The organism is Shewanella sp. c952, from assembly GCF_019654975.1.
Lineage (GTDB): Bacteria > Pseudomonadota > Gammaproteobacteria > Enterobacterales > Shewanellaceae > Shewanella.
Genome location: NZ_BPEW01000007.1, coordinates 145,499 through 171,782, shown reverse-complemented (window position 1 = coordinate 171,782; position 26,284 = coordinate 145,499). Strand labels below are relative to the sequence as shown.

Below are 26,284 nucleotides of genomic sequence, written 5' to 3'. Positions count from 1 at the left end.
GGTATAAATGAACTCGATATCGCGATGTAAATAGGTGTTACTACAAAGCCTATCTACGCGTTTAATCTTATGTTTTTCCATGGCTTTGCTCTCAATCTCACGACCAAGACCTGTGATTGAAAGTGAACCACCGTTCATTGAGCTTTCTATTGATGAGAATAAACTTTGTCGGCAAGTTTTGTGCATTAACGGGGTGACAAGGGATAGGCATTTTGATAAAACTTGTTTCGCATTCATGGTATTTACTCGTGGTAATTTTTGTTTGGCGATAAATTTGATCACCAAATGCCATGAATGTTCCTTATTATTTTGCCTATCTCATTATTTCTATTTGTCTTTTTGTGGGGATTCGTCAGGGTCAGAGTAAACTTTAACTAAACCGCTCTTAACCATCTAAAATCAAAAAGCCCCGATACCGTTAGGTATCGAGGCTTTTTATTCTTTTACAAGAAGTGGTTTTAGCTTTTAAGCTTCAGACCAGCAACGTATTTTACGTAGGATAAATCGTGTTAGAACAAGGCGCTTTACCACGACGTTTAGCTTTCTTAAACGAGTGTTGAAGCAACGCAGTTATCACCGATTTAGACCAGTAAAATTACATCATGCCGCCCATACCGCCCATTCCACCCATACCACCCATGCCGCCCATATCAGGCGCACCAGCTGCATCTTGTGGAACTTCACCAACCATTGCTTCAGTGGTGATCATTAGACCAGCAATTGAAGAAGCAAACTGTAGCGCGCTACGCGTTACTTTAGTTGGGTCAAGAATACCCATCTCTAGCATGTCGCCGTAAGTGTCGTTACCTGCATTGTAACCGTAGTTACCTGTGCCGTTCTTAACGTTGTTAGCAACAACTGAACCTTCTTCGCCCGCGTTAGTCGCGATTTGACGTAGTGGCGCTTCCATTGCACGTAGTGCGATAACCACACCGTGCTTCTGGTCTTCGTTGATCACTGCCACTTCACCGATTTTGCTTGCTACGCGTACTAGTGCAACACCACCACCGGCAACCACACCTTCTTCAACCGCTGCGCGAGTTGCGTGTAGTGCGTCTTCTACGCGAGCTTTCTTCTCTTTCATTTCAACTTCTGTTGCTGCACCAACTTTGATTACGGCTACGCCGCCTGCAAGTTTAGCCATACGCTCTTGAAGTTTTTCTTTGTCGTAGTCTGAAGTTGATTCTTCAGCTTGGATCTTGATTTGAGAAACACGTGCTTTGATTTGTGTCTCTTCACCCGTACCGTCGATGATAGTTGTATCATCTTTAGTGATAACAACACGCTTAGCTGTACCTAGGTCTTCTAGAGTGGCTTTTTCAAGCTCTAGACCTATCTCTTCAGCAATAACGGTACCGCCAGTTAGGATTGCGATATCTTGTAGCATTGCTTTACGACGGTCGCCAAAACCAGGGGCTTTAACAGCAGCAACTTTAACGATGCCACGCATGTTGTTCACAACCAATGTTGCTAATGCTTCGCCTTCAACGTCTTCTGCAACGATAAGCAGTGGCTTACCTGTTTTAGCTAGACCTTCAAGGATAGGGAGCAATTCACGAATGTTTGATACTTTCTTATCAACCAATAGGATGAATGGCGTTTCTAGTTCAACACTGCCAGTCTCTGGCTTGTTGATGAAGTATGGTGATAGGTAACCACGGTCGAACTGCATACCTTCAACAACGTCTAATTCGTTTTCTAGTGCTTGGCCTTCTTCTACAGTGATAACGCCTTCTTTACCAACGCGCTCCATCGCAGTTGCGATGATTTCACCGATAGTTTCGTCAGAGTTAGCTGAGATTGTGCCCACCTGAGCGATAGCTTTAGTGTCGCTACACTCTTGAGAAAGATTTTTAAGTTCAGCAACTGCAGCGATAACCGCTTTGTCGATACCGCGCTTAAGATCCATTGGGTTCATGCCAGCAGCAACCGCTTTAAGACCTTCAGTTACGATAGATTGAGCTAGAACTGTTGCGGTAGTGGTACCGTCACCAGCTGCATCATTGGCTTTAGAAGCAACTTCTTTAACCATTTGTGCGCCCATGTTCTCAAACTTATCTTCAAGTTCGATCTCTTTCGCCACTGAAACACCATCTTTAGTGATAAGTGGAGCACCAAAGCTCTTGTCTAGTACAACGTTACGACCTTTTGGGCCTAAAGTAACTTTAACTGCATTTGCGAGTACGTTTACGCCGGCAAGCATTTTTACGCGAGCGTCGTTTCCAAATAATACTTCTTTAGCTGACATGTTTATTATCCTTTAAATTCTTTTCGTTCCGCTGATGTGGCTAATGCACTGCCATCAACGGTGATCATGGTCTATCTATGTGGCTAGAGTGTGGTTTACCCAACAACTGCCATCAAGTCTGATTCAGATAAGATCAGTACTTCTTCACCATCAATCTTTTCTTTTTTCACGCCGTAACCTTCGTTGAAGATCACGATGTCGCCAACTTTAACGTCTAGCGCCATTACGCTACCGTTTTCAAGAATGCGTCCATTACCTACAGCTAAAACTTCACCGCGGCTAGATTGCTCAGCAGCACTACCCGTTAGTACGATGCCACCAGCTGACTTTGATTCAACTTCTGAACGTTTAACAATGACACGATCATGTAATGGGCGAATATTCATCGATGGATGCTCCTATTATTTTGTCGCCAACGCTTATTGCTGGCTATTAAAGATAGTAACGACTTTGGCTGATTTCACCTTAGTGAACCGCAAAAATCATTTGATGTTCGAGATATGGGGGTAAAGGTCGGCAGTTCCAAGCCCCATTTACAAAATAAATCGGTTTTTTTTGACTCTGATTTATAAATGTCGAGCCAATCCTGATAGAATTCGCCTCCGAGCAAAGACTAGGCAAGACTTCCCCATGAGAGACAGACACGGGCTGCTTACACAGCCAATTGGTCGTGTACTGCTAAATATGAGCCTCCCAAACCTGATTGGTATTCTAACCATTCTTGGGTTCAGCCTCGTTGACACTTTTTTTATCAGCCAGTTGGGCACTGAAGCGCTGGCTGCTATCAGCTTTACTTTTCCTGTTACGCTGATTATTTCAAGCATCGCTATCGGTATTGGCGCAGGCGTATCGACCAATTTGGGGCGTTTAATCGGTGGCGGGCATGCTGATAAAGCCAAAGTGTTTTTGCATGACGCCTTACTGCTCACCTTTTTGATCACCGCGTTAATATCGCTATTTGGCAGCTTGTTTATTGATCCCTTGTTTAGTTTGTTAGGCGCAAACCAAAGCAGCTTGCCGTTGATCCATGACTACATGTTTACTTGGTATTTAGGCGCGCCATTACTGGTGCTGTTAATGGTGGGTAACCAAGGGCTGCGCGCCACTGGCGATACTCGTTCCCCCGCCAAAATTATGATGCTAGCAGCATTGATAAACCTAATTTTAGATCCGCTACTTATCTTTGGTATCGGGCCGTTCCCTCGACTTGAGATCCAAGGAGCCGCGATTGCCACGGTGATCTCTTGGATAGTGGCACTGTCGCTATCGACTCATCTATTAATTTTCAAACGCCATCTAGTCGAGTTTGCCGAGTTCAATATTGCCAGACTTAGGTGCAACTGGAAGCAATTAGCGCATATCGCTCAACCCGCTGCACTAATGAACCTGCTCAACCCAGTTGCCAATGCGATGATAATGGCGATGCTGGCGCGTATTGACCACAGTGCGGTGGCGGCCTTTGGTGCAGGCACTCGCTTAGAGTCGGTAATGCTGATTGCAGTCATGGCGTTATCATCAAGCCTAGTGCCTTTTGTGGCGCAAAATCTTGGTGCAGGGCAAACCACTCGTGCCCGTGACGCACTGCTATTATCGCTCAAGTTTGTATTGATATTTCAAACCCTGCTGTACCTGCCACTCATTTTTATTGCCGAGCCGTTAGCACGACTATTTAGTAGCGACCCGCAGGTCATAGAGTGGTTAAGCTTTTACATCTTAGTATTGCCTGCTGCGTATGGGCCGTTGGGGATTGTGATTTTAGTGGCAACGTCATTGAACGCTTATCATAGGCCAATGAGTTCATTGGTCTTAAATATCTGCCGTCTATTTTTAATCATGCTGCCCTTGGCGGCCTTAGGTTCCTATTTAGGGGGTGTGAAAGGTCTATTATTAGCGCTACCTATCACCAATGCCATTATGGGCGTAGCTTGCTATATTCTGGCGCGCCGTATATCTGAGCCAGAACCTGAACTAATGCCTAACACTACTACTGGCGAGTAATCGAGGACGATAATGCAAGCTTCAAAGCAGATTTTTAGCCATGAAGATTTTAGCGACCAAGACCTACAAGATGCACATTTTGAGCATTGTGAATTTCATCACTGCCGCTTTAACCATGCAGACTTAACCGACGCCCGCTTTAGCCACTGTAAGTTTGTGCTGCAAGGTGAAGAGGATGGCTGCGACTTTAGCTACGCCACCCTCACCAGCGCCAGTTTTAAACATTGTAATTTGAGTATGGCGCTATTTAAAGGTGCTCGCTGCTATGGCATTGAAATGCGTGAATGCAACCTTCAGGGCAGTGATTTTAGCCGCGCTAGCTTTGCCAATTACATTACCGCCAAAAGCTATTTTTGCTCTGCTTATATCACCGCCTGTAACTTAGCCTATGCCGACTTAAACAGTGCACTACTAGAGGAGTGTGAGCTGTTCGATAACCGTTGGCGGGGCGCCAATCTAACAGGTGCTTCAATGAAAGGTGCCGATTTAAGTGGTGGCGAGTTCTCGGCCGAACAATGGGGCAGTTTTGAGCTTAGCGGCTGTAACCTCACCCGCGTCGAACTTGAAGGCTTAGATCCGCGCAACGTGTCCCTTGAAGGGGTGATGATTAACCAGTGGCAACAAGAGCAGTTACTGGCACCGTTAGGCTTGATCATTACTGCCGATTAACACTGTCATTGACACTCAATGCCTTGGCTATTTGAGTGTCATTTATTCTATATCAATTTATTATCAAATAAGCTGACAAAAGCGCCCCAATTGGGCTACTCCGCCAGAGCAACCACTATACTTAATATAGCAATTAACTCAGGCTCAACACTGTAAAAGTGTTATGTAAGGAGGTCTGTATGAACACCTTCAAAATTGCTCTTTTTGCGGCAGTGGTTTTCTTCGCTTTCTCTATTGGCGTTAGCTCTAACATCAGCTTTCAAAGTCAGGTTTTACCGATTTTTAATCACTCTTGCGTAGATTGTCACTCCACTGCGGGCGAAGCAACTGTACAAACAGGATTGCGACTCGATAGCTATGCTAATTTAATGCAAGGTACGCTTGATGGCCCCGTTATTGTCCCAGGTAGCTCAGCGTCGAGCACATTGTACTTAGCCATTAGCCAACAAGTTGACCCGGCGATACAGATGCCAAAACATCATGATGATGCGCTTAACGGTGATACTGATAACTCATTGACCTTAAATGACCTATACGTAGTTAGAGACTGGATTGAGCAAGGGGCACGTAATAACTAGGCTCATATAAAATAGTTGCAGTGACAGCTGAGTAACTTGACGGCAAGGCTGTAGATACGCTTGCCGTTTATCAGGCTACTTCATTGATTTAATCGCACCTCGAATACTGACGCTACGGTCACAACCGCCATTTTGAATACACTCTTCCATCGCCTCCATCATAAAATCGATAAAGCGTTGACTAGCTAGGCTAATAAAGCGCCTTGATGGATAAACTAGGTAACAGTGCCCTTCATGGGGTTCAACCTCTTTAAATAGCATCTCCAGTTTGCCAGCATCAACATGTTCTTGGGCGAAAGTGAGAGGCATCATCGCAATCCCTCGTCCCAACAATGTTGCTTCTAAACAAGTATCTAGGCTATTAACACAGAGGTTACCTTTTACTGAAAACATACGGTCGCTACCGAAAGGAACCTCATTGAAAATTCGACCATTAGGATAGCGAAATAAAATAAAGTTATGTTGTGCCAATGCTTCTGGCGTTGAAGGGTTCCCCGATTGAACGATATATTCTGGGCTTGCAAAAAAGTGCACTTTTTCAGTCAAAATATGCCGTGCAACCATCTCGTTTTCATTGAAAGCGTCTTCTAGCATAAATGCCAAATCGATATTATTGCGGATCATATCTTGTGGCTCTGAGCTAACGATTATCTCGACCGTTAATTCGGGGTGCTCATCCATAAAGTCGAAAATGGCGTGAGTAATATGCACCAATGCAGGAATCGGGTAAATAAGGATCCGTAAATGCCCCACCACCTCAGAGTCTTGACCCGTCAACTCTGATAATGTTTGCTCTAGAGTCGCCAGCATACCGGTGGTTTTATCGTAAAAATGGCTACCTGAAGCTGTTAAGGTCATGGTTCGACTTTGACGATGAAACAGCTTTACATTCAACTCATCCTCGAGCGATTGCAGTCGTCGACTCAAGGTCGATTTAGGCAGATTAAGTATGTCTGCGGCCTCCACTAAACTGCCAGTTTCTACAATTCGATGGAACAGAGCGATATCTTCAGTTTTCATTATTCAGGCTCTAAATATTAGGGGCTACTGGCTATTATCACTTTGCACACACTCAATTCGCTAAAGCAAGCATTAACAGTTCCGTTTTATGGAACTCATGATTCCATATAATTCCATTTTACTCAACTCAATTGGCTGTTATTGTTGCGCCCTAGTTAATACATATTGTCACATTTATACGGAATTCAATTTATGAAGCACTTGCCCACTACCCTCTCGTTTATTGTTCTTACCTCAGTGTTAGCGGGTTGCAGCGCAGAGTCAGTTGAAACACCAGCGCCAACTGTACGCCCAGTTAAACTACTTGAGGTCACCGATGTAAACGCCGGTTCCATTCGTGTATTCCCAGCCAAAGTGGCTGCAACTAAGCAAGCCGATCTTGCATTTAGATTATCGGGTCATTTAGTTGAGTTTGCCTTTTTTGAAGGGCAACACGTTAAAAAAGGCACAGTACTGGCAAGGCTAGATAGCCGTGATGCCCGCAATACCTTACTTAACCGTGAAGCTGACTATGAGTTAGCCTCTGCCGACTTTAAACGAAAAGGTGAATTGCTGCGCCGCGAGCTTATCTCTCAAGCAGAATATGACACTGCACAAGCACAACTTAAATCATCGCAGGCGAACCTTGCTAGCGCACAAGATCAACTCGGTTACACTGAACTAAAAGCGCCGTTTGACGGTACTATCGCCAAGATATCAATTGATAACTATCAGATGGTACAAGCCAATCAGTCTATTTTGGTACTGCAAAAAGATCGCAATATTGATGTGGTGATCCAAGTGCCTGAGTCGCTCGCCAGTAATATTGCCCGCTTTAATCCCAACGCGGTAACTCAACCTACGGTACGTTTTACCACTAAACCTGAGCTATCTTTTCCGGTAAAACTCAAAGAGCATGCCACTCAAGTGACCCCTGGAACTCAAAGCTACGAAGTGGTATTTACCCTGCCGCAGCCAACTGATATCAACATCTTGCCGGGTATGAGCGCCGAACTCACTATGGATGTCTCTAACAGCAAAGTGAGTGGCATTACCTCAGTATTACCCGCCAGTGCTATTACCAAACGCGACACTGATGGGCAGAACATTATTTGGACCTTCAACGCCGATAGCGGCAAGGTTCATTCACAGGTTGTTACCCTAGGTAAGGTGACCACCAACGGCATTGAAGTGACACAAGGTGTGAACGTAGGCGACAAAGTTGTGGTCGCTGGTGTGCAATATCTTGTTGAAGATCTCAATGTTAAGCCGCTTCGCTGGCAGCGAGGGGTGTAGTTAGCAACCCCATTCCAATCCCCGTTACTCACTCACATTCGATTGTTGTTGCTAGCGCATTAACAACCCATTGAGCTTGAGTGCTGCCAGCCGAGCAGGCGTTTTAACTAAGAGATTTTACCGATGAATTTTGCAGAGTATTCTATCACCCATAAGGTGATCAGCTGGATGTTTGCCCTACTGTTATTAGTAGGTGGTTCAGTGTCATTTTTGAACTTAGGGCAACTTGAGTTTCCAGAATTTACCATTAAACAGGCCTTGGTTGTTACCGCCTACCCCGGTGCCTCACCTGAGCAAGTAGAAGAGGAAGTCACCCTCCCGCTAGAAGATGCTTTGCAGCAACTTGAAGGGATTAAACATATCACCTCAGTTAACAGTGCAGGCTTGTCTCAGATTGAGATAGAGATGGCCGATAACTATGCCGGTGACCAATTACCACAAGTGTGGGATGAAGTCCGCCGCAAGGTGAATGACAAAATCAATGAGCTGCCACCGGGCGCACTAACACCGAAGGTTATTGATGATTTTGGCGATGTCTATGGTATTTTGCTCAACGTTAGTGGCGACGGTTATAGCGATCGTGAATTGCAGAACTATGCTGACTTTTTAAGACGTGAACTGGTACTGGTCGATGGTATTAAAAAGGTCACCATTGCCGGTAAGGTGATGGATCAAGTGGTGGTTGAGATCTCTCAGCAAAAACTTAATGCCCTCGGATTAGATCAAGACTATATCTATGGACTGATCCAAAGCCAAAATGTGGTGTCTAATGCGGGCAGCGTTCGTGTTGGGGACAACCGCATTCGTATTCACCCTACTGGTGAGTTCGACAATGTTAGCCAAATGGAACGTCTGCTAATAAGCCCCCCTGGTAGCGCTAAGCTTATCTATCTCGGTGATATTGCCAATATCTATAAAGACGTTGAGGAGACGCCAGGCAACATATACCACGCTGATGGTAAGCAAGCTTTGTCTATTGGTATCGCTTTTGCCAGTGGTGTCAACGTAGTGGATGTAGGCGCGGCAGTGAATGCCCGCATGAGCGAGTTAAATAGCGAGCTACCACTCGGTATGTCTTTAGATACCGTCTACGACCAAAGCAAGATGGTTGACGATACGGTTAGCGGCTTTTTGATTAACTTAGCCGAATCAATTGCCATTGTAATTGGTGTGCTGCTGATCTTTATGGGCGTGCGCTCAGGGTTGCTAATGGGCCTAGTGTTACTGCTAACCATTCTCGGTACTTTCATCGTAATGAATGTACTCAATATTGAGTTACAGATAATCTCCCTTGGCGCGCTGATTATCGCACTCGGGATGTTAGTTGATAATGCCATTGTGGTCACAGAAGGCATTTTAATTGGTATTAAACGAGGTAAAACTCGCTTAGAAACAGCCAAGAGTGTTATTTCGCAAACTCAGTGGCCGCTACTTGGCGCCACCATTATTGCCATTATCGCGTTCGCGCCAATTGGACTGTCTGACAATTCTACCGGTGAGTTCTGTGTATCGCTGTTTCAAGTGCTGTTGATTTCACTGTTTATCAGCTGGATCACCGCCATGACGCTCACACCGTTTTTCTGCAATATCATGTTTAAAGATGGCGTAGTCAACGAAGCGGTTGATGAAGATCCTTACAAGGGTTGGCTATTTACCCTGTATCGCCAAAGTTTAAACATCGCGATGCGCTTTCGTTCAGTCACCTTGTTATTGGTTATCGCGGCACTGGTAACGGCAGTGGTGGGGTTTGGACAGGTTAAGAACGTATTCTTCCCTGCATCAAATACACCGATGTTCTTTGTTGATGTTTGGATGCCTGAAGGCTCTGATATTAAAGCTACTGAAAAACTGCTTTCTCGAATTGAAGCAGATATTATGCAGCAACAAGCTAAGCAAGACTTCGGCCTTAGCAACTTAACCACGGTTGTAGGCCAAGGTACGCAGCGATTTGTACTCTCTTATGTGCCAGAAAAGGGTTATAGCGCTTATGGCCAGTTGCTCATTGAAATGAGCGATTTAACCACGCTTAATCAATATATGCGCAAGCTTGAAACAGAGCTGAGCCAAGACTATCCAGAGGCTGAATACCGCTTTAAGTACATGGAGAACGGCCCAAGCCCAGCAGCCAAAATTGAAGCGCGTTTTTATGGTGAAGATCCCGAGGTACTGCGTCAATTGGCCGCGCAAGCCGCCGCGATACTGAATAACGAACCGACTGCAACTGCAGTACGCCACAACTGGCGTAATCAGGTTAACCTTATTCGCCCGCAGCTTGCACTCGCACAGGCAAGAGAGACTGGCATTAGTAAGACAGACTTAGATAATTCGCTGTTGATTAATTTCAGTGGTAAGCAGATTGGTACCTATCGTGAAAACAGCCACCTACTGCCAATTATCGCTCGTGCGCCAGCCAGCGAAAGGCTGGATGCGGAAAGTATTTGGAAACTACAAATATGGAGTTCAGACAACAATACCTTTGTGCCTGTCACACAGGTCGTATCTAACTTCGAAACAGAGTGGGAAAACCCGCTAATTATGCGCCGCGATCGTAAGCGGGTTATTGCAGTGCTTGCTGACCCCATTAATGGCACTGGCGAGACCGCCGATTCGGTATTTAGAAAGGTAAAGACTGATATTGAAGCGATTACGCTACCACGCGGCTACGAGCTTGAATGGGGCGGCGAATATGAAACGTCACTGGAAGCGCAAGAGTCAGTATTTAGCTCAATCCCGCTCGGTTACTTGGCAATGTTTTTAATCACAGTAGTGCTGTTTAACTCAGTAAGACAGCCGTTAGTTATTTGGTTTACCGTGCCACTAGCAATTATTGGTGTGGTCGCTGGGTTACTGCTGTTTGATGCACCCTTTAGCTTTATGGCCATGCTCGGCATGTTAAGTCTAACGGGTATGATCATTAAAAATGGCATTGTGTTGGTGGATCAAATAAACCTTGAGCTCAGCGAAGGTAAAGATCCCTACCAAGCGGTAGTGGACTCTTCAGTGAGTCGCGTCAGACCAGTATTAATGGCAGCCATTACGACCATGCTGGGGATGATCCCATTGCTGTCTGATGCCTTCTTTGGCTCAATGGCAATTACCATCATCTTTGGTTTAGGTTTTGCGTCAGTGCTCACACTGATTGTACTGCCAGTAACCTACACCTTGATGTTCCGTATTCCTTATCCACATAAGCAAGCATGATAAGGGGGTTACCACGCATTAAATAACCCAATAGATCAAACAATAGCTCAAATGAGCTAGTTTCAAAAAATGCTTCCCGGCAGCTCAGGCTCAACTCAGTAATGTGTTGAGCCTGAATACGTCTATGGGATGTTGATCTTTCGAGCTTAGTTTTGTTCCAGTTAGGGCAAGGCTTGAGCGATGATGCTTAGCGAGCTAAGTGAAAAGCGGCTAACCCAGCGATACAGATCAACAGCCCAGAGTCACGTTCAATCAAAGATGAACAATATTTTATGAGTAATCACTAACAGACGCTGTTAATCTTAAATCAATTCACACTAAAGCTTGTCACTTATGAAATGCTTTGCACTAAGCCATGCTACTCGCTCAGCCACCGTTGTGGTATTACTGTTAAGCAGTTTGCTATCAGGCTCAGCATTGGCAGACAACGACTTATCGAATAACCAGTCAGAGTATCAAATTGGCTTCATGGTTAACGCCATCGACAAGGCTATAACTGATGCTCAGCCTGACTCCCTTGAATTAATCTACCAATACGGTACGGACTCAAGATATTACGTGATGATTAGAGGTTGGTTGGTACAAGAGCTAACGGGCGTGCAAAGTCAGCTTGATGCACACAGGCAGCAAGATGAACGTCGGCAACAGTTAGCACACAAGGTCAATTTTTTAAAGCAAGCCATTCGCCGAATTGATCTTGAGTAAGCGCTATAAATAGTAGCTGCTAAAGCGTATGTGGTTAGCCACTAAAAAGCACACAGGAAAGACCATGAAAACCTCAGTAAAAGCCGCGTTATTATCTGCATTTGTATGCCCAGGAGCGGGCCATTTTTACCTGAAGCAACGCACCGCTGGCAATATCATTTTGGTTACTGCTGTCGCTGCAATAAGTTATCTATGCTGGCATGCTTATCAAAAAGCGCTGCTGATCTCAGAGAAGATAATCAATGGTGAAATTCCACTACAGCTTGATGCTATTTACAGTGCTGTGACTCAAGCGCCTGCTGGCAAAGAGGCGCTGTGGATTAATATCGCGACTGCAGCCTTTGTATTATCCTGGCTTTTTGGTGTAGCAGATTCATACCGTTTAGGTCGGCAACAAGACAAACAAGAAAATTAGTTAAGTTGTCATAATTATACCAATTCCATTAAAGAGTTGCTCATTCAGCGGGAGCTAAAATCACTTTAGACAAGTTAGTGGCTTATCGCGAATAACTATTCTCGGCTCTGGCATCCTGCTTCGCTCTCGATAATTGCTCCTGCATTATTCTACCTTCGACTATCCTTGGTCTCGTACCTCCTAAATCTGACCGCCAAGGAGGGCCGCAATGTCTTATTTTGTATGGAACAAAATAGACCATTGAGTCATATATCGAAGGCCACATGCGCTGTATTAAGTGATTTCCCCATGCCTTAAATATCAACCGCACATTGTGAGCGTCTCTGAACTGAGTATATTCTTAATGGAATTAGTATTACGAGCCGTAATCCAATCACTCATTAAAAAAGGGCTACTCATTGAGTAGCCCTTTTTTTATCAATTAACTTAATCTATTTAGATGCAAACTTGATGAACAGCATCTGTTTTTGAAAAATCATGTTGAGTTGATGGTTTAACATGCTGCTTTACTTTCGCAGTAGGGTTTTTCGAGAACTCATAGCCATTTGTGGCAGCTGATGTTTTAGAGAAATCATGGCGAGTTGTGCCACGCTCAATATCATTGACCTGCTTAGCTGCAACATTTTTAGAAAAATCGTAATCAGCACGTGCTGCTGAAGTTTTAGAGAAATCAGGTCTTTCTGCCATTGCAGAGGCAGAAACTAAAGTAACAACTACTGACAAGGCTACGCTGGTTAACATTTTCATATACAACTCCAATCTTATTTGCCTATTCTTGTTAACAAACAGTCTAAGTCATTTACTTAGCATAGAGAACAAAAAAGAGGCTGAATTTGCAATTTGATACAAATAACATACAAAGCTTAAAAATTATGTTAGACGGTTATGCTATTGGAGGAGGATTAACTATATGAAGAGTAACTGTTTTAATTGACCAAGTTGGCGCAATTATTCTTTCGCGCTGTAGGCTATTTTGTGAGACGACAATGACATCATTGTGCAGTCCTACGCTACAACCACCATGAGTGGTGCACTGGCCTGATGCTAGTTCCTGGCACAAGGCTTCACAATCAAAGGTTATATTGTTGGTGGCAATATTAGATTTGAAGTCGTAAACGTCGCTTACGTTAGACACTGCTGATAATGGGGTAGACCGCGGTGCAGAGCTTATCGAATGCTGTTGACTTAAAGTATGTAGCATATCTGGCAGCGCCATCGCCGGCGTAAGCAGAAACTGCCCAAGCAAGGAAATGAGCAGCAAAATATGGGTTATAGCTTTAAATAACATTTTCCCAGTACTACAAGATAAAAAGGATGTGTAACCGTAGACTGCCTCGATGACTAAAAGTTGCACTATCCATCTAATTTATATCACTTTCAATAAAAAAGCGCTTAGTAAGTACCAAGCGCTTTTACAACATCTAAAAAGTAATCCGGTTAGATAGGCGAACCTGGCGGCATAGGTAGCGGTTTAACAATCAGTTTAATTTCGGGATTGAGTAATCCCTTTTCAATACCGTGCTGCAACCATGCAAAGTGCGCAGCTTCATATGCACTAACCCGCTTCACTTTGCGCTTCAATTGCTTAACGGTATAAGTTAATCGCTCAGCCAGTTGCGCTTTAACCTCAGGTCTGGTTTTTGCGTCATGGTAGGCCTGCAGTAACACATCGATAGTTACCGCATTAACACGCATCCATACACCAAGTTCTGGGCCGGTCGGAATGTCCGAGAACACAGTTTTAGCTAGCACCTTGTCGGTGATCTTAACCACTGACCACTGCTCTTTATCGTTAAGGTAAGCTTGATTCACTCGGTTAATTCGCTCTGGCACGAACACTTGCGACAATGCATGACGACTCAAGACTTCTGCCATTCCTAGCGGATCGGCGACGACACCTAATCCAGAGTGGAAACTCTCACGGGTGTTTTGATAGTTGCCCGCCTTGGGTACTAACATCTGCTGCAATGGTTCAGAGATAGTCAACTCACTGGGCGTCAACGTCGATATAATGGCTTCTAATGCCTGCTGTTGCAGCGCTGGCGCTAAGTAGTGCCAACTTTTACCATCGACGCTATCACCATAAGTATAATCTGTACCACCAATAAACTTAGCTGCTGCTGTTAGTTGAAACCTCGTTAGCAGATAGATAGGAACAAAGGCATCACTTAACTCGCCTTGCGGCTGCTCGGCTAGTAGTGTTGCTGCAGAAAAATCCTGTATTGCTTTAGCTCGTACTGCACTTAATCGTTTCAGCTCTGCAACAGGGTCGGTGCCATTGTCCCATAAACTCGCATAGGCATTACTCGCTCCAGCACTTCGAGAATCAGCCTCACCGATGTAGCGTAACCCTTGACGTTCAACCTGATTGCGAAGTTCTGCCAATTTAGCTTGCTCCTGCTCTGGAGCAAACTCACTGTAGCCATACGCTACGGTGTACTTATCCCATGCACCAACACCTTCATCATAAGGTTTGCTGATATCAATCTTACCGCCATTTACCGTGACCATAGGGTGTGGGTAATCCATCACCGAGGCATTGCTATTACTTGAGGCGGCGAAGTTATGATCTAAGCCTAATGTATGGCCAACTTCGTGCGCTGATAACTGCCTAATCCGCGCAAGCGATAATGCCATTGCAGCATCATCTGCTGCGGCTCTATCTTCCCAGCCTGCTGTTAGGCCACGGGCGATAAGATGATCTTGCCGCACACGCTGGCTACCCAGAGTCACATGTCCTTTGATAATCTCACCAGTGCGAGGATCGGTAACCGCAGAGCCGTACGACCAACCACGCGTCGCGCGATGTACCCATTGAATGACGTTATAACGAACATCTTGTGGATCGGCATCTTCGGGTAATAACTCCACTTTAAAGCCGTTAATAAAACCAGCATCAGTGAAAGCATCTTCCCACCAGCGGGCACCTTCAAGCAGTGCCGAGCGAATAGGTTCTGGTACTCCTGGATCGAGATAATAAGTAATAGGTTTAACCACCTGACTTGGCGCAGCTCCAGGGGTGACTTTTTCTAATCGATGCCGCAGTAAAAAGCGCTGACGAATGTCTTCGTCAACACGAGTACCATAATCGAGGTAATCATCAGACAGGTAACCGCTCATAGGGTGATAACTGCGCACTTGATACTGCTCTTCAGGTAAGGCAATAAACGAATAGCGAAGACGCACAGATAAATGCTTAGCATCAGGAGTGACCTGCGCGACGTAATTACCTGCTTTGGCACTATTAAAAGTCAGTAGTACATCAACATCGCTGTTGCGCTCAAAGGATTTCACTCCTTCAGGTAAGATCAAAGACTTGCTTTTATCTAACTGGTAGCTCCCCTGCTTAGTTTGCTCTAAGACTTCACTTATACCATGCAGGTCATTAACCACCAGCTCATTGATAGCGACTAAATTACGCTTGCCAGTAACCACTTTTCCGCGCCATAAAACTGATTCAGCAAAAGCTTCTTTAACAGCACGTTGCTCGGCAGCATTATCAGTACTTGCACGATAAGCCGTATTGAGCTGTTTAAGAATAAGATAAGGGCCATGACGCTCGAACTGCACCATACGTGTGCGACCGAGCTGACCTCTGTCTAGGCCAATGTCGTTAGAACCTACGCCATGAGGTAGACTCGTAAGCAGTAAGAATGGTTTATTTAGCTTGTTAGCTTCGAGATAGAGATCGCCAGATGCCTTCTCATAAAACAGATTAATGAAACCGGTGGCTGCTTGGCTCTTTTTTATAATAGTAGCGGTATTAGTCGCAGCATACACACTAGTCAATGGCACTGTCGCTAGGGCAATTGCCAGTGCGAGTTTGTAGGGTTTCATGATCTCTCCTTGAGCCTTATTGGTGCTATCGTCAATCTCGATAGTCTTAATTATTTATTAGCTTAATAAATAGGCTTGCATGTTAGCAAGCCTATATCAACTATTTGATGTGAAACATTTACGCATCATGACTTTCGGCCGCACTCTCCAATCCAATGACTCAAGGTTTCAAACAGTTCATTGAGCACGATAGGTTTAGTAATGTGAGCGTTCATACCGGCCGATAAACTCTTTTCTCTATCACCCGACATCGCATGCGCTGTCATCGCGATAACCGGTAACTCAGTCACCGGGTAGCGCTTACGCAGCTCTTTGGTTGCAGTTAAGCCATCCATCACTGGCATCTGGATATCCATCAATACCGCGTCATAGTTAGCAGCGTCAATCATATCTAATGCAATCTGACCATTCTCGGCCACATCTACCGTATAACCTGCGCTCTTAAGTAATTCGGTAGCAACCTGCTGATTAATAAAATTATCTTCTACCAGCAGTATGTAACCCGTATCCTTATCTACCACCTCTTCATTAACTTCAGGTAATGGGTTTAAGCTCGGTTCATCTGAGAATGCCGAAATAATCTCATCAAATAGGGAGGAGGCTTTAAACGGCTTTTGCAGCAATGCGTATACATTTGAACCCGCTATTTCCTTATGCATCGGCTCTGCGGCATAGGCAGTCATCATAATGATCACTGGACGCTTAGCTAGCTTGCCTGTGGCAACCATATCGTCTATCTCTTTAATTACTGCTATGCCGTCCATCTCTGGCATCATCCAATCAAGCAGCAACAGATCGACAGGATTCTTACTGAGTTTGTATAGCCCTTCAGGGCCGCTAGCGGCGGTATCGACGCTAAAATGGAAGTCGCGCATTACGCTTGAATAAATCTGTAGTGCCGTCGGGTTGTCGTCTATGACTAGAGTTTTCAAACTCCCTAATGTGGAAGGGATAACCAGTGGCTGCACTTCTGCCTCTTCAGCAATTTCAAAGCTAATGGTAAAGCTAAAGGTACTACCGACCCCCATCTCACTTTCAACCTGCATAGTGCCACCCATCATCGACACTAGATGTTTACTGATAGACAAACCTAGTCCTGTGCCGCCATATTTACGGGTAGTTGAACCATCGGCTTGGGCAAAGGCATCAAACAGAATCGCTTGTTGCTCTTTACTGATCCCGATACCGGTATCGCGCACCCAGAACTTCAATGTAATGCGATGGTCACGCTCACCAACGTCTTCACAACCAAGCTCAATTTCACCTGATTTCGTAAACTTAACCGCATTTGAGAGCATGTTAATCAGTACCTGACCGAGACGCAGTGGATCGCCCTCAAGAATTAGCCCTGCTGTGACTGGGGCATACAGTAATAACTCAACACCTTTCTCTTGGGCTTTTAGTGCATTAAGGTCTAGGGCATGATCCAGTACTTTATCGAGTGGGAATGCCACTCTTTCGAGTTCTAACTTACCGGCTTCAATCTTTGAGAAGTCGAGAATATCATTAATGATCCGCAGTAATGAATGAGCAGAGAAACCCGCTTTTTCTAGGTAGTCTTTCTGCTGAGCAGTTAACGATGTACGCTGCGCTAACTGCAACATACCAATAATCGCATTCATAGGTGTACGGATCTCGTGGCTCATATTGGCCAAGAATTCACTTTTATAAAGGTTTGCCATTTCAGCGTCTTGTTTCGCTTCAAGCATCGCCACTTCATTACGCTTATGGCGGGTAATATCTTTGTGAGTACCGACCATACGCTTAGGTTGGTTAGTCGGAGTGAACTCGACTACACGACCACGAGACAATAACCAATGATACTCACCACTTTTACCCAACATCCTAAATTCGACATCGTAAGTGCCAATAGGATTGCTCAAGTATTCATTACGATGCTCCTCAACCCTAATGCGATCATCGGGGTGGATCAGCTCATCAATTGTCGAAACCAGTGCCGGAAATTCATTACTCTTATAACCAAGCATTGAGTAGTAGGCAGGGTTACAAATAATTTGCTCAGAATCTAAATACCAATCCCATAAGCCATCCTCTACCGCATCCATCGCCAGATGATAACGCTCCTCCGACAAACGTAACTGCTCGGCCGACTCATATTCACGCGTGACATCACGCCAAACTGCAATCAAACCAAGCAGTTCATCGCGGCGGTTATAAAATGGAATTTTTAGGGTATCAAGTAATACAGGTTTACCGGCAAAGTCGACTTTTTCTTGGTACCGAAGTGGGACTCGATTGGCGAGTACTCTCTCATCTTCGGCGCGAATACGAACGGCTTGTTCGCTCGGGATCAAAGCATCTGCATACTGACCTACAATCTCATTTTCGGTGTAACCCAGCATCCGCTCAGCAGATTTATTACAGCCTAAATAGCGACCATCTTTATCTTTGAACACAATCGCTTCAGGGATTGAGTCGAGTAAAGAGCGTAGCAGTGCATATTCCTCTTCACGTCGTTCAGTGGTGTCTTTTAGTCGTTCTGTTCGCTGTGCAACCAGTTTATCCAGCCGTCGATTTTGCTCAGCAAGGTGACGAGTATATTGCTTGTTCTCTTCAAAAATCCGACTGACTAACTGGAACCAAGGTCCCCAGCCTTGAGTAATCTTCTCTGGCGGTTTAATTGGCTCAGCCGAGCACTCTTCTAAATGTGTCAGTAATTGAGTTGCAGGATTAACGAACGAGCGTCTGGTTTGCCAATGCACAATCGTCACTAAAACGGACAGTGCCATTACTACCAATACGAATGTCAGTTCGAGTTTTTCCCAAGAATCTTTAAACAGATCATCAACATCTTGCAGATACAACAAGCGCCACGGCGGATTGGCAAGTGCAACAGAGTGAATGTAGTAACCATTACGAATAATGCCTTCATGGGCGTCAAATAACTCAGATTCGGGAATCGAATGTAGTTCAGAGGGGATCTTCTGACTAATGTGGTACACCCGATTAAACTCAGACGTATCGATATCACTGTGAGACAGAATATTATTATCTTGATCCAGCAAGATCACCGTACCGGGCATTTTAAAATAGAGACGGATCTGTTTGGCAAGTGAAGCAAGAGTCATGTCTAGGTTGATCGAGCCAATAAATTCATCTTCTAGATAAATAGGCACACCTAATGTTGTTAACAACCCTTTTTCAGTTGGGTCAACGTAGGCAGGACTCCAAAAAATACTGCGCTGCGGATTCATTGCAGGCGTTGCGAGCTGAAATTGTTTCTTATTGAGTAGCTCATCCCGAAAACGTTGTTCATTTGACGGCCACGGGTAATAGGACATTATCCGTCGTTTAGAGGTGTAATAAATTGAGGATGCATTGGGGGCCGCTAGCGTCGCGACAGGAAATGAAAGAGACAGCTCAAATAGCATCTCCAGTTCTTGGTAAAATTTATCGCTACGACCATTAAGCGAACCCGCACCAGTAATGCGCCCCATGTTAGTGAAGGGTTCGCCACTTTTAGCGTAACTTGGTTCTAAGGTAAAAAACTGACCGCTTTCGTTAAATTTTTCATACTGAGGCAGGCGCTCTTTACGCACTAATTCGCCTAACCTTAAATGATCAATGGCGACGTTACGCAAACTTTTCACCGCCCTAATGCTCGACTCGAGCAATAGATCGATCTGCAGCACGTGACGCTCAACAAGCTCTTCACGCTGCTCTATCACTTGGATTTTTTGTCTTTCAAAAAAGAACCAAGCAGTTAATAGAGACATAATGATTACACCTATATAAGTGTAAAATACGGCTCTACTATAATTTTTCTGTATCGGTGACTTTAGCTGGGGCGCTTGATCAGTCGGTTTCATTTACAACCCTTGGTAATACTCAATCGAAATGCATCTTGGTTAGCGCCAATGCCTAAGGCAGATACTCAATTTGACTTGAACATAGACTTATCTTGGCATGCTACCTAATAGTATCAGGAAGATAACGTATTGGAATACTCAATAGTAGCTTAAAATGTAACGAATTATCGAACAATGGCCTCAATATCTTTGAGGCCATTTAGTTCAAGCTTATTAGCCTAATAAGCGATGACTTAGCTTACAAGTTCTCTTCAGCAAACTCTGCTAAACGAGAACGTACCACGCCGTTTAAGTATACATTGGCGCTACCATCAAAATCTTTAAAGCGCTCGACAATGTAAGTTAGACCTGAAGTCACTGCTGTCAGGTAATTGGAGTCGATTTGAGCCAAGTTACCACTACAGATCAACTTAGTCCCCTCACCCATACGGGTGATCATAGTTTTAATCTGTGATGCCGTTAGATTTTGACACTCATCAAGCAGCACTACCGAGTTTTGAATAGAACGACCGCGCATAAAGTTAATTGACTTAAACTGGATGTTGGCCTTGTCCATGATGTAGTTCATGCTACCACTGGGGTTAACATCATTTTTATGCAGTACTTCTAAGGTATCGGTAATAGCAGCAAGCCAAGGTGCCATCTTCTCCTCTTCTGTACCCGGCAAGAAACCGATCGACTCGGCAATCTCAGGAGTATTTCGAGTAACGATAACTTTTTCATACTTGCCACGCTCTACTACCATCTCAAGCGCTGCAGCCATTGCGAGCAAGGTTTTACCACAGCCGGCTGGCCCCGTTAGAATCACTAGATCAATCTCAGGATCAAGTAGTGCTTGCAGTGCCATACCTTGGTAAATATTTTTCGGTCTAATCCCCCATGCATCCAGATTCATTAACCGTTCCCGACCTAGATCTAAGAACTTAAGTTCGCTATCGGTTTTCTCGATAATACGGCCACAAAAGTCACGTCCTTCATCCAACAAGTACTGATTAGTGTAAAAAATGTCGTCGCCCAGTTTGTCGATTGGCACTTTATGAACGGTATGGCGGCCATTACTTTCGGTTGTGACATCATCGGTATGCTGCCAAAAATCACCATCAAATTTGTGGAAACCTTTCGTTAGGAAGCGGATGTCGTCAATAAGTTGATCGGTACGATAATCTTCAACACGCTGTATTCCTGCCCCTTTCGCTTTGAGGCGCATATTAATATCTTTGGTAACGAGTACGACGGTGCGGGGTTGATGGATCTCTTGTAGGTGCAGTGCGGTATTTATAATGCGGTTATCGTTATTGTCACCAGGCATGCTACCAATGGTGAATTCGATTTGATGGTCGGGAAAAATGGAGAGTGTGCCGTTAGCATCACAGTGATCTTCTCGCCTAGGCAATGGTACGCCTTGGACAATTTGCTCAGGTGTCGTTTGCCCACCGAGTATATCTTCTAATGCTCTAATTGCGACCCTTGCATCGCGACTAACGTCTCGCTTTCTATCCTTGATGAGATCCAGTTCTTCTAGAACTGTCATTGGTACGACTACGTCATGTTCCTTAAATGAATAAATAGCCAAAGGTTCATGCAGTAATACGTTGGTATCCAGTACAAACAACTTTCTGTCGTCTTGTTCCATGGCGCCTCCAATTGTGCATTAATTTTGATTACGAGATAGATGCAGCTCCTTTCCATTGGTTAATAACAAGTCATTAACTTCATATTGCCACCAATATTGTCTCGCATCAATGCTCTTACGTAATAAGCTGTCATCATTAGCGTTGAAATATGACAAGTTGATGATGCTGTAAAATACTCTTATTCAATTGGTGAATTTGTAATCTATCACCAACAGAATTAAGCTAATATTAGTAGGTTCAATTTCAAAATGTGTGGGATTGTTATAACATACGCGCCCCTTGTGATTCACCCAGTATATGAGAGTTTTTAAATGCCGTTTTCCCTTGGTCAACGTTGGATCAGCGATACCGAATCAGAACTAGGTTTGGGTACAGTCGTCGGTATGGAAGGCCGTATGGTCACTGTACTTTTTTCTGCGACTGGCGAGAATAGACTATTTTCTCGTTCAGAAGCCCCGCTAACACGCGTTATCTTCAATCCAGGCGATAAAGTTGAGAGCCACGATGAGTGGTCATTAACTGTCACCGAAGTCGAAGAGAAAGATAACCTTATTATCTACCACGGCATTCATAGCGAAACAGGTGAGCAAGCCAGCCTGCGTGAGACGCTGCTGAATCACAATATTCGTTTCAATAAGCCACAAGATCGTCTGTTTGCGGGTCAAATTGATCGCATGGACCGTTTTGGTGTTCGCTATCAGTGTCAATTGCTGAGAAACAAACTGGCGACCTCCGATCTACTTGGGCTACAAGGGCCAAGAGTTGGGTTGATCCCACATCAACAGTGGATTGCTCATGAAGTCGGTCAACGTTTTGCGCCGCGCGTATTACTTGCCGATGAAGTTGGCCTTGGTAAAACCATTGAAGCGGGTTTAATTATTCACCAACAGCTACTTACTGGCCGTGCTGAACGTATTTTAGTTATTGTTCCTGACACGCTGCGTCACCAGTGGCTGGTTGAAATGTTGCGCCGCTTTAACTTGCATTTCTCTGTTTTCGACGAAGACCGCTGCGTTGAAGCTTATGCTGATAACGATAACCCTTTCTACACCGAGCAACTGGTTATCTGTTCGCTTGAACTACTGCGTAAGAAAAAGCGTTTAGACCAAGCATTGGATGCCGATTGGGATCTAATGGTTGTCGATGAAGCGCACCATTTAGAATGGTCTGAAGATACCCCAAGCCGCGCTTACAAAGTGGTTGAAGCATTAAGTGAAGTGGTTCCAGGTGTGCTATTGCTTACCGCGACGCCTGATCAGCTAGGCCACCAGAGTCACTTTGCCCGTCTGCGCTTGCTCGATCCCGACCGCTTTTATGACTATCCTTCTTTCTTGAAAGAGGAAGATAGTTATAAAGATGTCGCTACCGCAGCGGATGCTTTAGCCGGTGGAGAAAGTCTCTCAAGTGAGGCTATTGCTAGCCTAACACTGTTACTATCAGAGAAAGATATTAGCGACAGCATCAACCTTATTCAAGATGAAAAGGCTAATGCTGACACACGCAACCAGGCTCGTGAAGAACTATTACAGGAACTACTCGACCGCCACGGTACAGGTCGTGTGTTGTATCGTAATAGCCGCGCCTCGGTAAAAGGGTTTCCAACTCGTAACTTGCATATTCATCCACAGCCGATGCCTGAGCAGTATGTTACCGCATCACGCGTTAGCGCCATGATGAACAAACACCTAGACACCAATGCCAAAGTACGACAAGTGTTGAGTCCTGAGAAAATCTACCAAGATTTTGATAGCGGCAGCGCCAGTTGGTGGAAATTTGATCCTCGTGTTGATTGGTTAATTGATTTCCTTAAAACCAATCGCAGCAAGAAAGTGCTTATTATTGCCAGCCAAGCTGAAACTGCCTTGAGCTTAGAAGAAGCGCTGCGCACACGTGAAGGGATCCAAGCCACCGTATTCCACGAAGGCATGTCGATTATTGAACGCGACAAAGCCGGTGCTTATTTCGCCCAAGAAACTGGCGGTGCGCAAGCGCTTATCTGTAGTGAAATCGGTTCAGAAGGTCGTAACTTCCAGTTCGCAAGCAATTTAGTACTGTTCGATCTACCGCTTAACCCTGATCTACTCGAGCAGCGCATTGGTCGTCTCGACCGTATTGGTCAGAAAAATGATGTTGAGATCCACCTGCCTTACTTAGCGGGTACTGCGCAAGAGCGACTAATGCAGTGGTATCATCAAGGATTGAATGCCTTTGAATGCACTTGTCCAAGTGGTCATATCCTATTTGGTGAGTTTTCGGGCGAGCTACTTGAAACCTTAACCACCGACGATGAATCAAGCCTAGAGACACTGCTTGATAACACCAAGTCGCGTTATCAAGAACTGAAAGTGGCGATGGAGCAAGGCCGCGATAAACTGCTAGAGATTAACTCTCACGGCGGTGAGCGTGCTAACAAGTTAGTTGAAAGCTTGGCAGCCAGAGATGAAGACACTCAGCTAATCGGGTCAGTGATCCGTTTATGGGACATCATCGGTGTGGAGCAGGAAGATAGCGGTGAGAATGCGATCGTGCTGCACCCAAGTGAACACATGATGTTCCCAACCTACCCAGGCCTGCCGGAAGATGGCATTACCGTCACTTTTGACCGAGATATGGCGCTTTCACGTGATGACATCGCGCTTATTACCCAAGAGCACCCTATCGTACAGACGGGATTGGATTTAATCACCTCTTCAGAAACTGGCACCACCAGTGTTGCCGTGTTAAAGAATAAAGCACTACCAGCGGGTACCGTGTTCTTAGAGCTAATCTATATGGCAGATGCATCAGCGCCAAAGTCTAGCCAGTTGTATCGTTACTTGCCGCCAACACCTATTCGTATCTTGCTGGATAAGAGTGGTAACAACCTGTCTGATAACGTTACTTACGAAAGTTTCGACAGACAGCTAAGTGCGGTTAATCGCCATATTGCCAGTAAGTTAGTCACCGCCTCACAGGCAATTTTGCACCCGTTATTTGCCAAAGGAGAAGCCTTTGCTGCAAGTGAACTCAAACTACTGACAGAGACTGCTCGCGAGAAGATGACCCAGCAACTAACTGGTGAGCTTGAACGACTAAAAGCACTTAAAGCAGTTAACCCAAATATTCGTGATGAAGAGTTAACTCACTTAAGCGAACAGATGAGCGAGCTAAACCGCTATCTTGATAGTAGCCAACTGCAACTTGATGCTATTCGTTTGGTGTTAGTCAGCCATGCTTAAAGCAACAAGCTAAAATTAAAGCCTCGCTTTTCAGCGAGGCTTTTTTGTTTTTTAACGCATACACCATTTTTTAACTAGCAGGCCTTAAGCACTGCGTTCCTTTGCGATATACTCGATGAATGAACCTCACTATTCTTGGCTGCATTAAGGTTGTACTCGCGTATGTATCAACGAACTTTAAATCCTTTAAAAATATTGCTTACGCTTGTCTTAACCCTATCAGTGACATTTGCAACAGCGCCAACCCTAGCGCAGGATTTCTCTTATCTACCAGAGGCTGAAGTCAACTACCTGCAGGTGGATGACCAACAATACCCAGCGCTTTTAAGATCGTGGCAAGGTAAGAAGAAATTAGGACTGGCGATCATTGTTCCACAGCTCGGCTTAAGCCCTGATGAAGCAGGCTTTACAGCATATATACGACGAGAGCTTAATCGTGCTGGCTGGGCAACACTTGCCATTACACCACCTAAAAAACCAACCATGCCCAACTACGCCACTCAAGCTGAAGATATTGCCAATGCTGGTGATAATCAGCTCAGCCAACAAAGTAGCCAAGCTATGCCAGTGTTCAGTGATGAGCAACTCACCCTCAATATTGAGCAACAGCAAAGCTTCCTAATTAGCAGCATGGCGCAGTTAGATAATTTAGGTAAGCAGTTTCAAGGTAAACGGATTTTAATCAGTTCAGGTGATAGCGCGGCTATTATCACCGAATTGCTAAAAGATAATCAGTTACCAATGCCAGATATGCTCGCGGTGATCAATCCCTATAGTGACTATCCAAGCCACAACCAAGCACTAGCAAAACATCTCGCAGAGCTGACCATACCAATACTTGATATCCAATCTAAAGATGGCACTGCCGCATCCCTTGCTACACAGCAAATGCGTTTAGAATTGTTACCGCAAAATCAACCTTACAAATATCATCAATACCGAATGTCTCTGGATCTACTACACAAAGAAGGTTGGAGTAACGGCATTAAATTAATTGAAGGTTTTGCACTGCGGATAAATAAAGCCTATCCGAACGGATAGGCTTATTATTTTTAGTCTTTGCTTAACTTTAATGCACCAGCAATCAGCACCACGGTTATACCCATATAAAGTAAGTCTAATGTTGTAACGGGCTTGATTTCACTAAAGAACGAAAACACTTTGATGATAAGCATCATCAGTATCACTTTGCCTAATTTGCTCTTAAGCGAATCAATACTGCTGATAATCAGGATCTTACCACCAGCTTCACTTTTACTCGCTTCATCTAAGTTACTAATGAATAACTCATATAAACCAAATGCAAAAATGAGTAAAACAGCGCCAAGTAAAAAGGTATCTAAAATCTCAACCACAACCATAACGAGATCATTACGAATCGCATGGCTACCACTAAACACATAACCCCAGATAAGGTGCAGCATGTGAATAACGTCTTTTAGCCCCATTGCAAAAACAACAAAAGCCGCAATAATGCAAGATAACACACCAAACATGACCGAAAGTCGGCTACTCCATAGAAAACGTTCAAAAAGCTCACGCACAATCATTTGTTCCAACGAGTTTTAATAAGATGCAAAAGTGTAAAATATGCCTCTTACTTCCACACAAACTTCATAGCCATTTGTGAAGCCGATCACAAATTAAACAATAGAT

At 44.6% G+C, this 26,284-nt stretch carries 18 protein-coding genes and 1 pseudogene; 9 read left to right on the top strand and 10 right to left on the bottom strand.

The genetic code is table 11. The annotated features are described in order from the left end of the window. The 3 genes and pseudogenes from K5R16_RS07655 to K5R16_RS07645 all read right to left on the bottom strand — a co-directional run. Positions 1–237 (bottom strand): annotated as a pseudogene (locus K5R16_RS07655) (IS4 family transposase); the annotation flags it as partial. 358 nt (positions 238–595) lie between these two features. Further along, positions 596–2,248 carry a chaperonin GroEL gene (groL, locus tag K5R16_RS07650; protein WP_220736939.1) on the bottom strand — a complete coding sequence of 551 codons (1,653 nt, stop codon included), beginning with the start codon at positions 2,246–2,248 and terminating at the stop codon, positions 596–598. A 95-nt stretch (positions 2,249–2,343) separates the two neighbouring features. Beyond that, positions 2,344–2,634 (bottom strand): co-chaperone GroES, encoded by a 291-nt coding sequence (locus tag K5R16_RS07645; RefSeq protein ID WP_020910789.1) that lies wholly within the window; start codon positions 2,632–2,634, stop codon positions 2,344–2,346. Positions 2,635–2,878: 244 nt separating this feature from the next. On the opposite strand from K5R16_RS07645, the gene K5R16_RS07640 reads away from it, so the two are divergent. The 3 genes from K5R16_RS07640 (at position 2,879) to K5R16_RS07630 (ending at position 5,493) form a co-directional block, all read left to right on the top strand. After that, positions 2,879–4,246: an MATE family efflux transporter gene (locus tag K5R16_RS07640; RefSeq protein ID WP_220736938.1), complete on the top strand. Its 1,368-nt coding sequence runs from the start codon at positions 2,879–2,881 to the stop codon at positions 4,244–4,246. A gap of 12 nt (positions 4,247–4,258) precedes the next feature. Then, positions 4,259–4,915, top strand: a complete 657-nt coding sequence (locus K5R16_RS07635; RefSeq protein WP_220736936.1) for a Qnr family pentapeptide repeat protein — start codon at positions 4,259–4,261, stop codon at positions 4,913–4,915. 179 nt (positions 4,916–5,094) lie between these two features. Beyond that, a complete protein-coding gene (locus tag K5R16_RS07630) occupies positions 5,095–5,493 on the top strand; it encodes a c-type cytochrome domain-containing protein (protein ID WP_220736935.1) in 399 nt (132 codons plus the stop codon). 75 nt (positions 5,494–5,568) lie between these two features. On the opposite strand, the gene K5R16_RS07625 is transcribed toward K5R16_RS07630, so the two are convergent. After that, positions 5,569–6,513, bottom strand: a complete 945-nt coding sequence (locus K5R16_RS07625) for a LysR family transcriptional regulator (RefSeq protein WP_220736934.1) — start codon at positions 6,511–6,513, stop codon at positions 5,569–5,571. Between the two features lie 192 nt (positions 6,514–6,705). On the opposite strand from K5R16_RS07625, the gene K5R16_RS07620 reads away from it, so the two are divergent. From K5R16_RS07620 to K5R16_RS07605, 4 genes are all read left to right on the top strand, one after another. Next, positions 6,706–7,788: an efflux RND transporter periplasmic adaptor subunit gene (locus K5R16_RS07620; protein WP_220736933.1), complete on the top strand. Its 1,083-nt coding sequence runs from the start codon at positions 6,706–6,708 to the stop codon at positions 7,786–7,788. Between the two features lie 123 nt (positions 7,789–7,911). Beyond that, complete coding sequence (locus tag K5R16_RS07615; protein ID WP_220736932.1) at positions 7,912–10,989, top strand: efflux RND transporter permease subunit; 3,078 nt, start codon at positions 7,912–7,914, stop codon at positions 10,987–10,989. Positions 10,990–11,322: 333 nt separating this feature from the next. Then, positions 11,323–11,694 carry a hypothetical protein gene (locus K5R16_RS07610; RefSeq protein ID WP_220736931.1) on the top strand — a complete coding sequence of 124 codons (372 nt, stop codon included), beginning with the start codon at positions 11,323–11,325 and terminating at the stop codon, positions 11,692–11,694. A gap of 64 nt (positions 11,695–11,758) precedes the next feature. After that, positions 11,759–12,109 (top strand): DUF6677 family protein, encoded by a 351-nt coding sequence (locus K5R16_RS07605; protein ID WP_220736930.1) that lies wholly within the window; start codon positions 11,759–11,761, stop codon positions 12,107–12,109. Between the two features lie 435 nt (positions 12,110–12,544). On the opposite strand, the gene K5R16_RS07600 is transcribed toward K5R16_RS07605, so the two are convergent. The 5 genes from K5R16_RS07600 to K5R16_RS07580 all read right to left on the bottom strand — a co-directional run bounded on the left by K5R16_RS07600 (position 12,545) and on the right by K5R16_RS07580 (position 21,409). Further along, the gene (locus K5R16_RS07600) at positions 12,545–12,856 is read right to left on the bottom strand and encodes a hypothetical protein (protein ID WP_220736928.1); all 312 of its coding nucleotides are present in this window, start codon (positions 12,854–12,856) and stop codon (positions 12,545–12,547) included. Between the two features lie 136 nt (positions 12,857–12,992). Continuing rightward, positions 12,993–13,397 carry a hypothetical protein gene (locus K5R16_RS07595; protein WP_220736927.1) on the bottom strand — a complete coding sequence of 135 codons (405 nt, stop codon included), beginning with the start codon at positions 13,395–13,397 and terminating at the stop codon, positions 12,993–12,995. 149 nt (positions 13,398–13,546) lie between these two features. Further along, entirely contained in the window at positions 13,547–15,946 is a 2,400-nt protein-coding gene (locus K5R16_RS07590) for a zinc-dependent metalloprotease (RefSeq protein WP_220736926.1), read from the bottom strand. Between the two features lie 125 nt (positions 15,947–16,071). Further along, entirely contained in the window at positions 16,072–19,776 is a 3,705-nt protein-coding gene (locus K5R16_RS07585; protein WP_220736925.1) for a response regulator, read from the bottom strand. Positions 19,777–20,014: 238 nt separating this feature from the next. Beyond that, entirely contained in the window at positions 20,015–21,409 is a 1,395-nt protein-coding gene (locus K5R16_RS07580; RefSeq protein ID WP_220736924.1) for a PhoH family protein, read from the bottom strand. Positions 21,410–21,721: 312 nt separating this feature from the next. Between K5R16_RS07580 and rapA the strand changes: the two genes are divergently transcribed. Both rapA and K5R16_RS07570 read left to right on the top strand, forming a co-directional pair. After that, positions 21,722–24,628: an RNA polymerase-associated protein RapA gene (gene rapA / locus K5R16_RS07575; RefSeq protein WP_220736923.1), complete on the top strand. Its 2,907-nt coding sequence runs from the start codon at positions 21,722–21,724 to the stop codon at positions 24,626–24,628. 162 nt (positions 24,629–24,790) lie between these two features. Beyond that, a complete protein-coding gene (locus K5R16_RS07570) occupies positions 24,791–25,669 on the top strand; it encodes a DUF3530 family protein (RefSeq protein ID WP_220736922.1) in 879 nt (292 codons plus the stop codon). An 11-nt stretch (positions 25,670–25,680) separates the two neighbouring features. Here the strand turns inward: K5R16_RS07570 and K5R16_RS07565 are convergent, their stop codons facing one another. Next, positions 25,681–26,178, bottom strand: a complete 498-nt coding sequence (locus K5R16_RS07565) for a YqhA family protein (RefSeq protein WP_374758387.1) — start codon at positions 26,176–26,178, stop codon at positions 25,681–25,683. Between the last annotated feature and the right edge of the window lie 106 nt (positions 26,179–26,284).

Excerpts from the sequence above, each read along its gene's own strand:
- groL (WP_220736939.1), bottom strand. The coding sequence starts at position 2,248 with ATGTCAGCTAAAGAAGTATTATTTGGAAACGACGCTCGCGTAAAAATG.
- K5R16_RS07645 (WP_020910789.1), bottom strand. The coding sequence starts at position 2,634 with ATGAATATTCGCCCATTACATGATCGTGTCATTGTTAAACGTTCAGAA.
- K5R16_RS07640 (WP_220736938.1), top strand. The coding sequence starts at position 2,879 with ATGAGAGACAGACACGGGCTGCTTACACAGCCAATTGGTCGTGTACTG.
- K5R16_RS07635 (WP_220736936.1), top strand. The coding sequence starts at position 4,259 with ATGCAAGCTTCAAAGCAGATTTTTAGCCATGAAGATTTTAGCGACCAA.
- K5R16_RS07630 (WP_220736935.1), top strand. The coding sequence starts at position 5,095 with ATGAACACCTTCAAAATTGCTCTTTTTGCGGCAGTGGTTTTCTTCGCT.
- K5R16_RS07625 (WP_220736934.1), bottom strand. The coding sequence starts at position 6,513 with ATGAAAACTGAAGATATCGCTCTGTTCCATCGAATTGTAGAAACTGGC.
- K5R16_RS07620 (WP_220736933.1), top strand. The coding sequence starts at position 6,706 with ATGAAGCACTTGCCCACTACCCTCTCGTTTATTGTTCTTACCTCAGTG.
- K5R16_RS07615 (WP_220736932.1), top strand. The coding sequence starts at position 7,912 with ATGAATTTTGCAGAGTATTCTATCACCCATAAGGTGATCAGCTGGATG.
- K5R16_RS07610 (WP_220736931.1), top strand. The coding sequence starts at position 11,323 with ATGAAATGCTTTGCACTAAGCCATGCTACTCGCTCAGCCACCGTTGTG.
- K5R16_RS07605 (WP_220736930.1), top strand. The coding sequence starts at position 11,759 with ATGAAAACCTCAGTAAAAGCCGCGTTATTATCTGCATTTGTATGCCCA.
- K5R16_RS07600 (WP_220736928.1), bottom strand. The coding sequence starts at position 12,856 with ATGAAAATGTTAACCAGCGTAGCCTTGTCAGTAGTTGTTACTTTAGTT.
- K5R16_RS07595 (WP_220736927.1), bottom strand. The coding sequence starts at position 13,397 with ATGTTATTTAAAGCTATAACCCATATTTTGCTGCTCATTTCCTTGCTT.
- K5R16_RS07590 (WP_220736926.1), bottom strand. The coding sequence starts at position 15,946 with ATGAAACCCTACAAACTCGCACTGGCAATTGCCCTAGCGACAGTGCCA.
- K5R16_RS07585 (WP_220736925.1), bottom strand. The coding sequence starts at position 19,776 with ATGAAACCGACTGATCAAGCGCCCCAGCTAAAGTCACCGATACAGAAA.
- K5R16_RS07580 (WP_220736924.1), bottom strand. The coding sequence starts at position 21,409 with ATGGAACAAGACGACAGAAAGTTGTTTGTACTGGATACCAACGTATTA.
- rapA (WP_220736923.1), top strand. The coding sequence starts at position 21,722 with ATGCCGTTTTCCCTTGGTCAACGTTGGATCAGCGATACCGAATCAGAA.
- K5R16_RS07570 (WP_220736922.1), top strand. The coding sequence starts at position 24,791 with ATGTATCAACGAACTTTAAATCCTTTAAAAATATTGCTTACGCTTGTC.
- K5R16_RS07565 (WP_374758387.1), bottom strand. The coding sequence starts at position 26,178 with ATGATTGTGCGTGAGCTTTTTGAACGTTTTCTATGGAGTAGCCGACTT.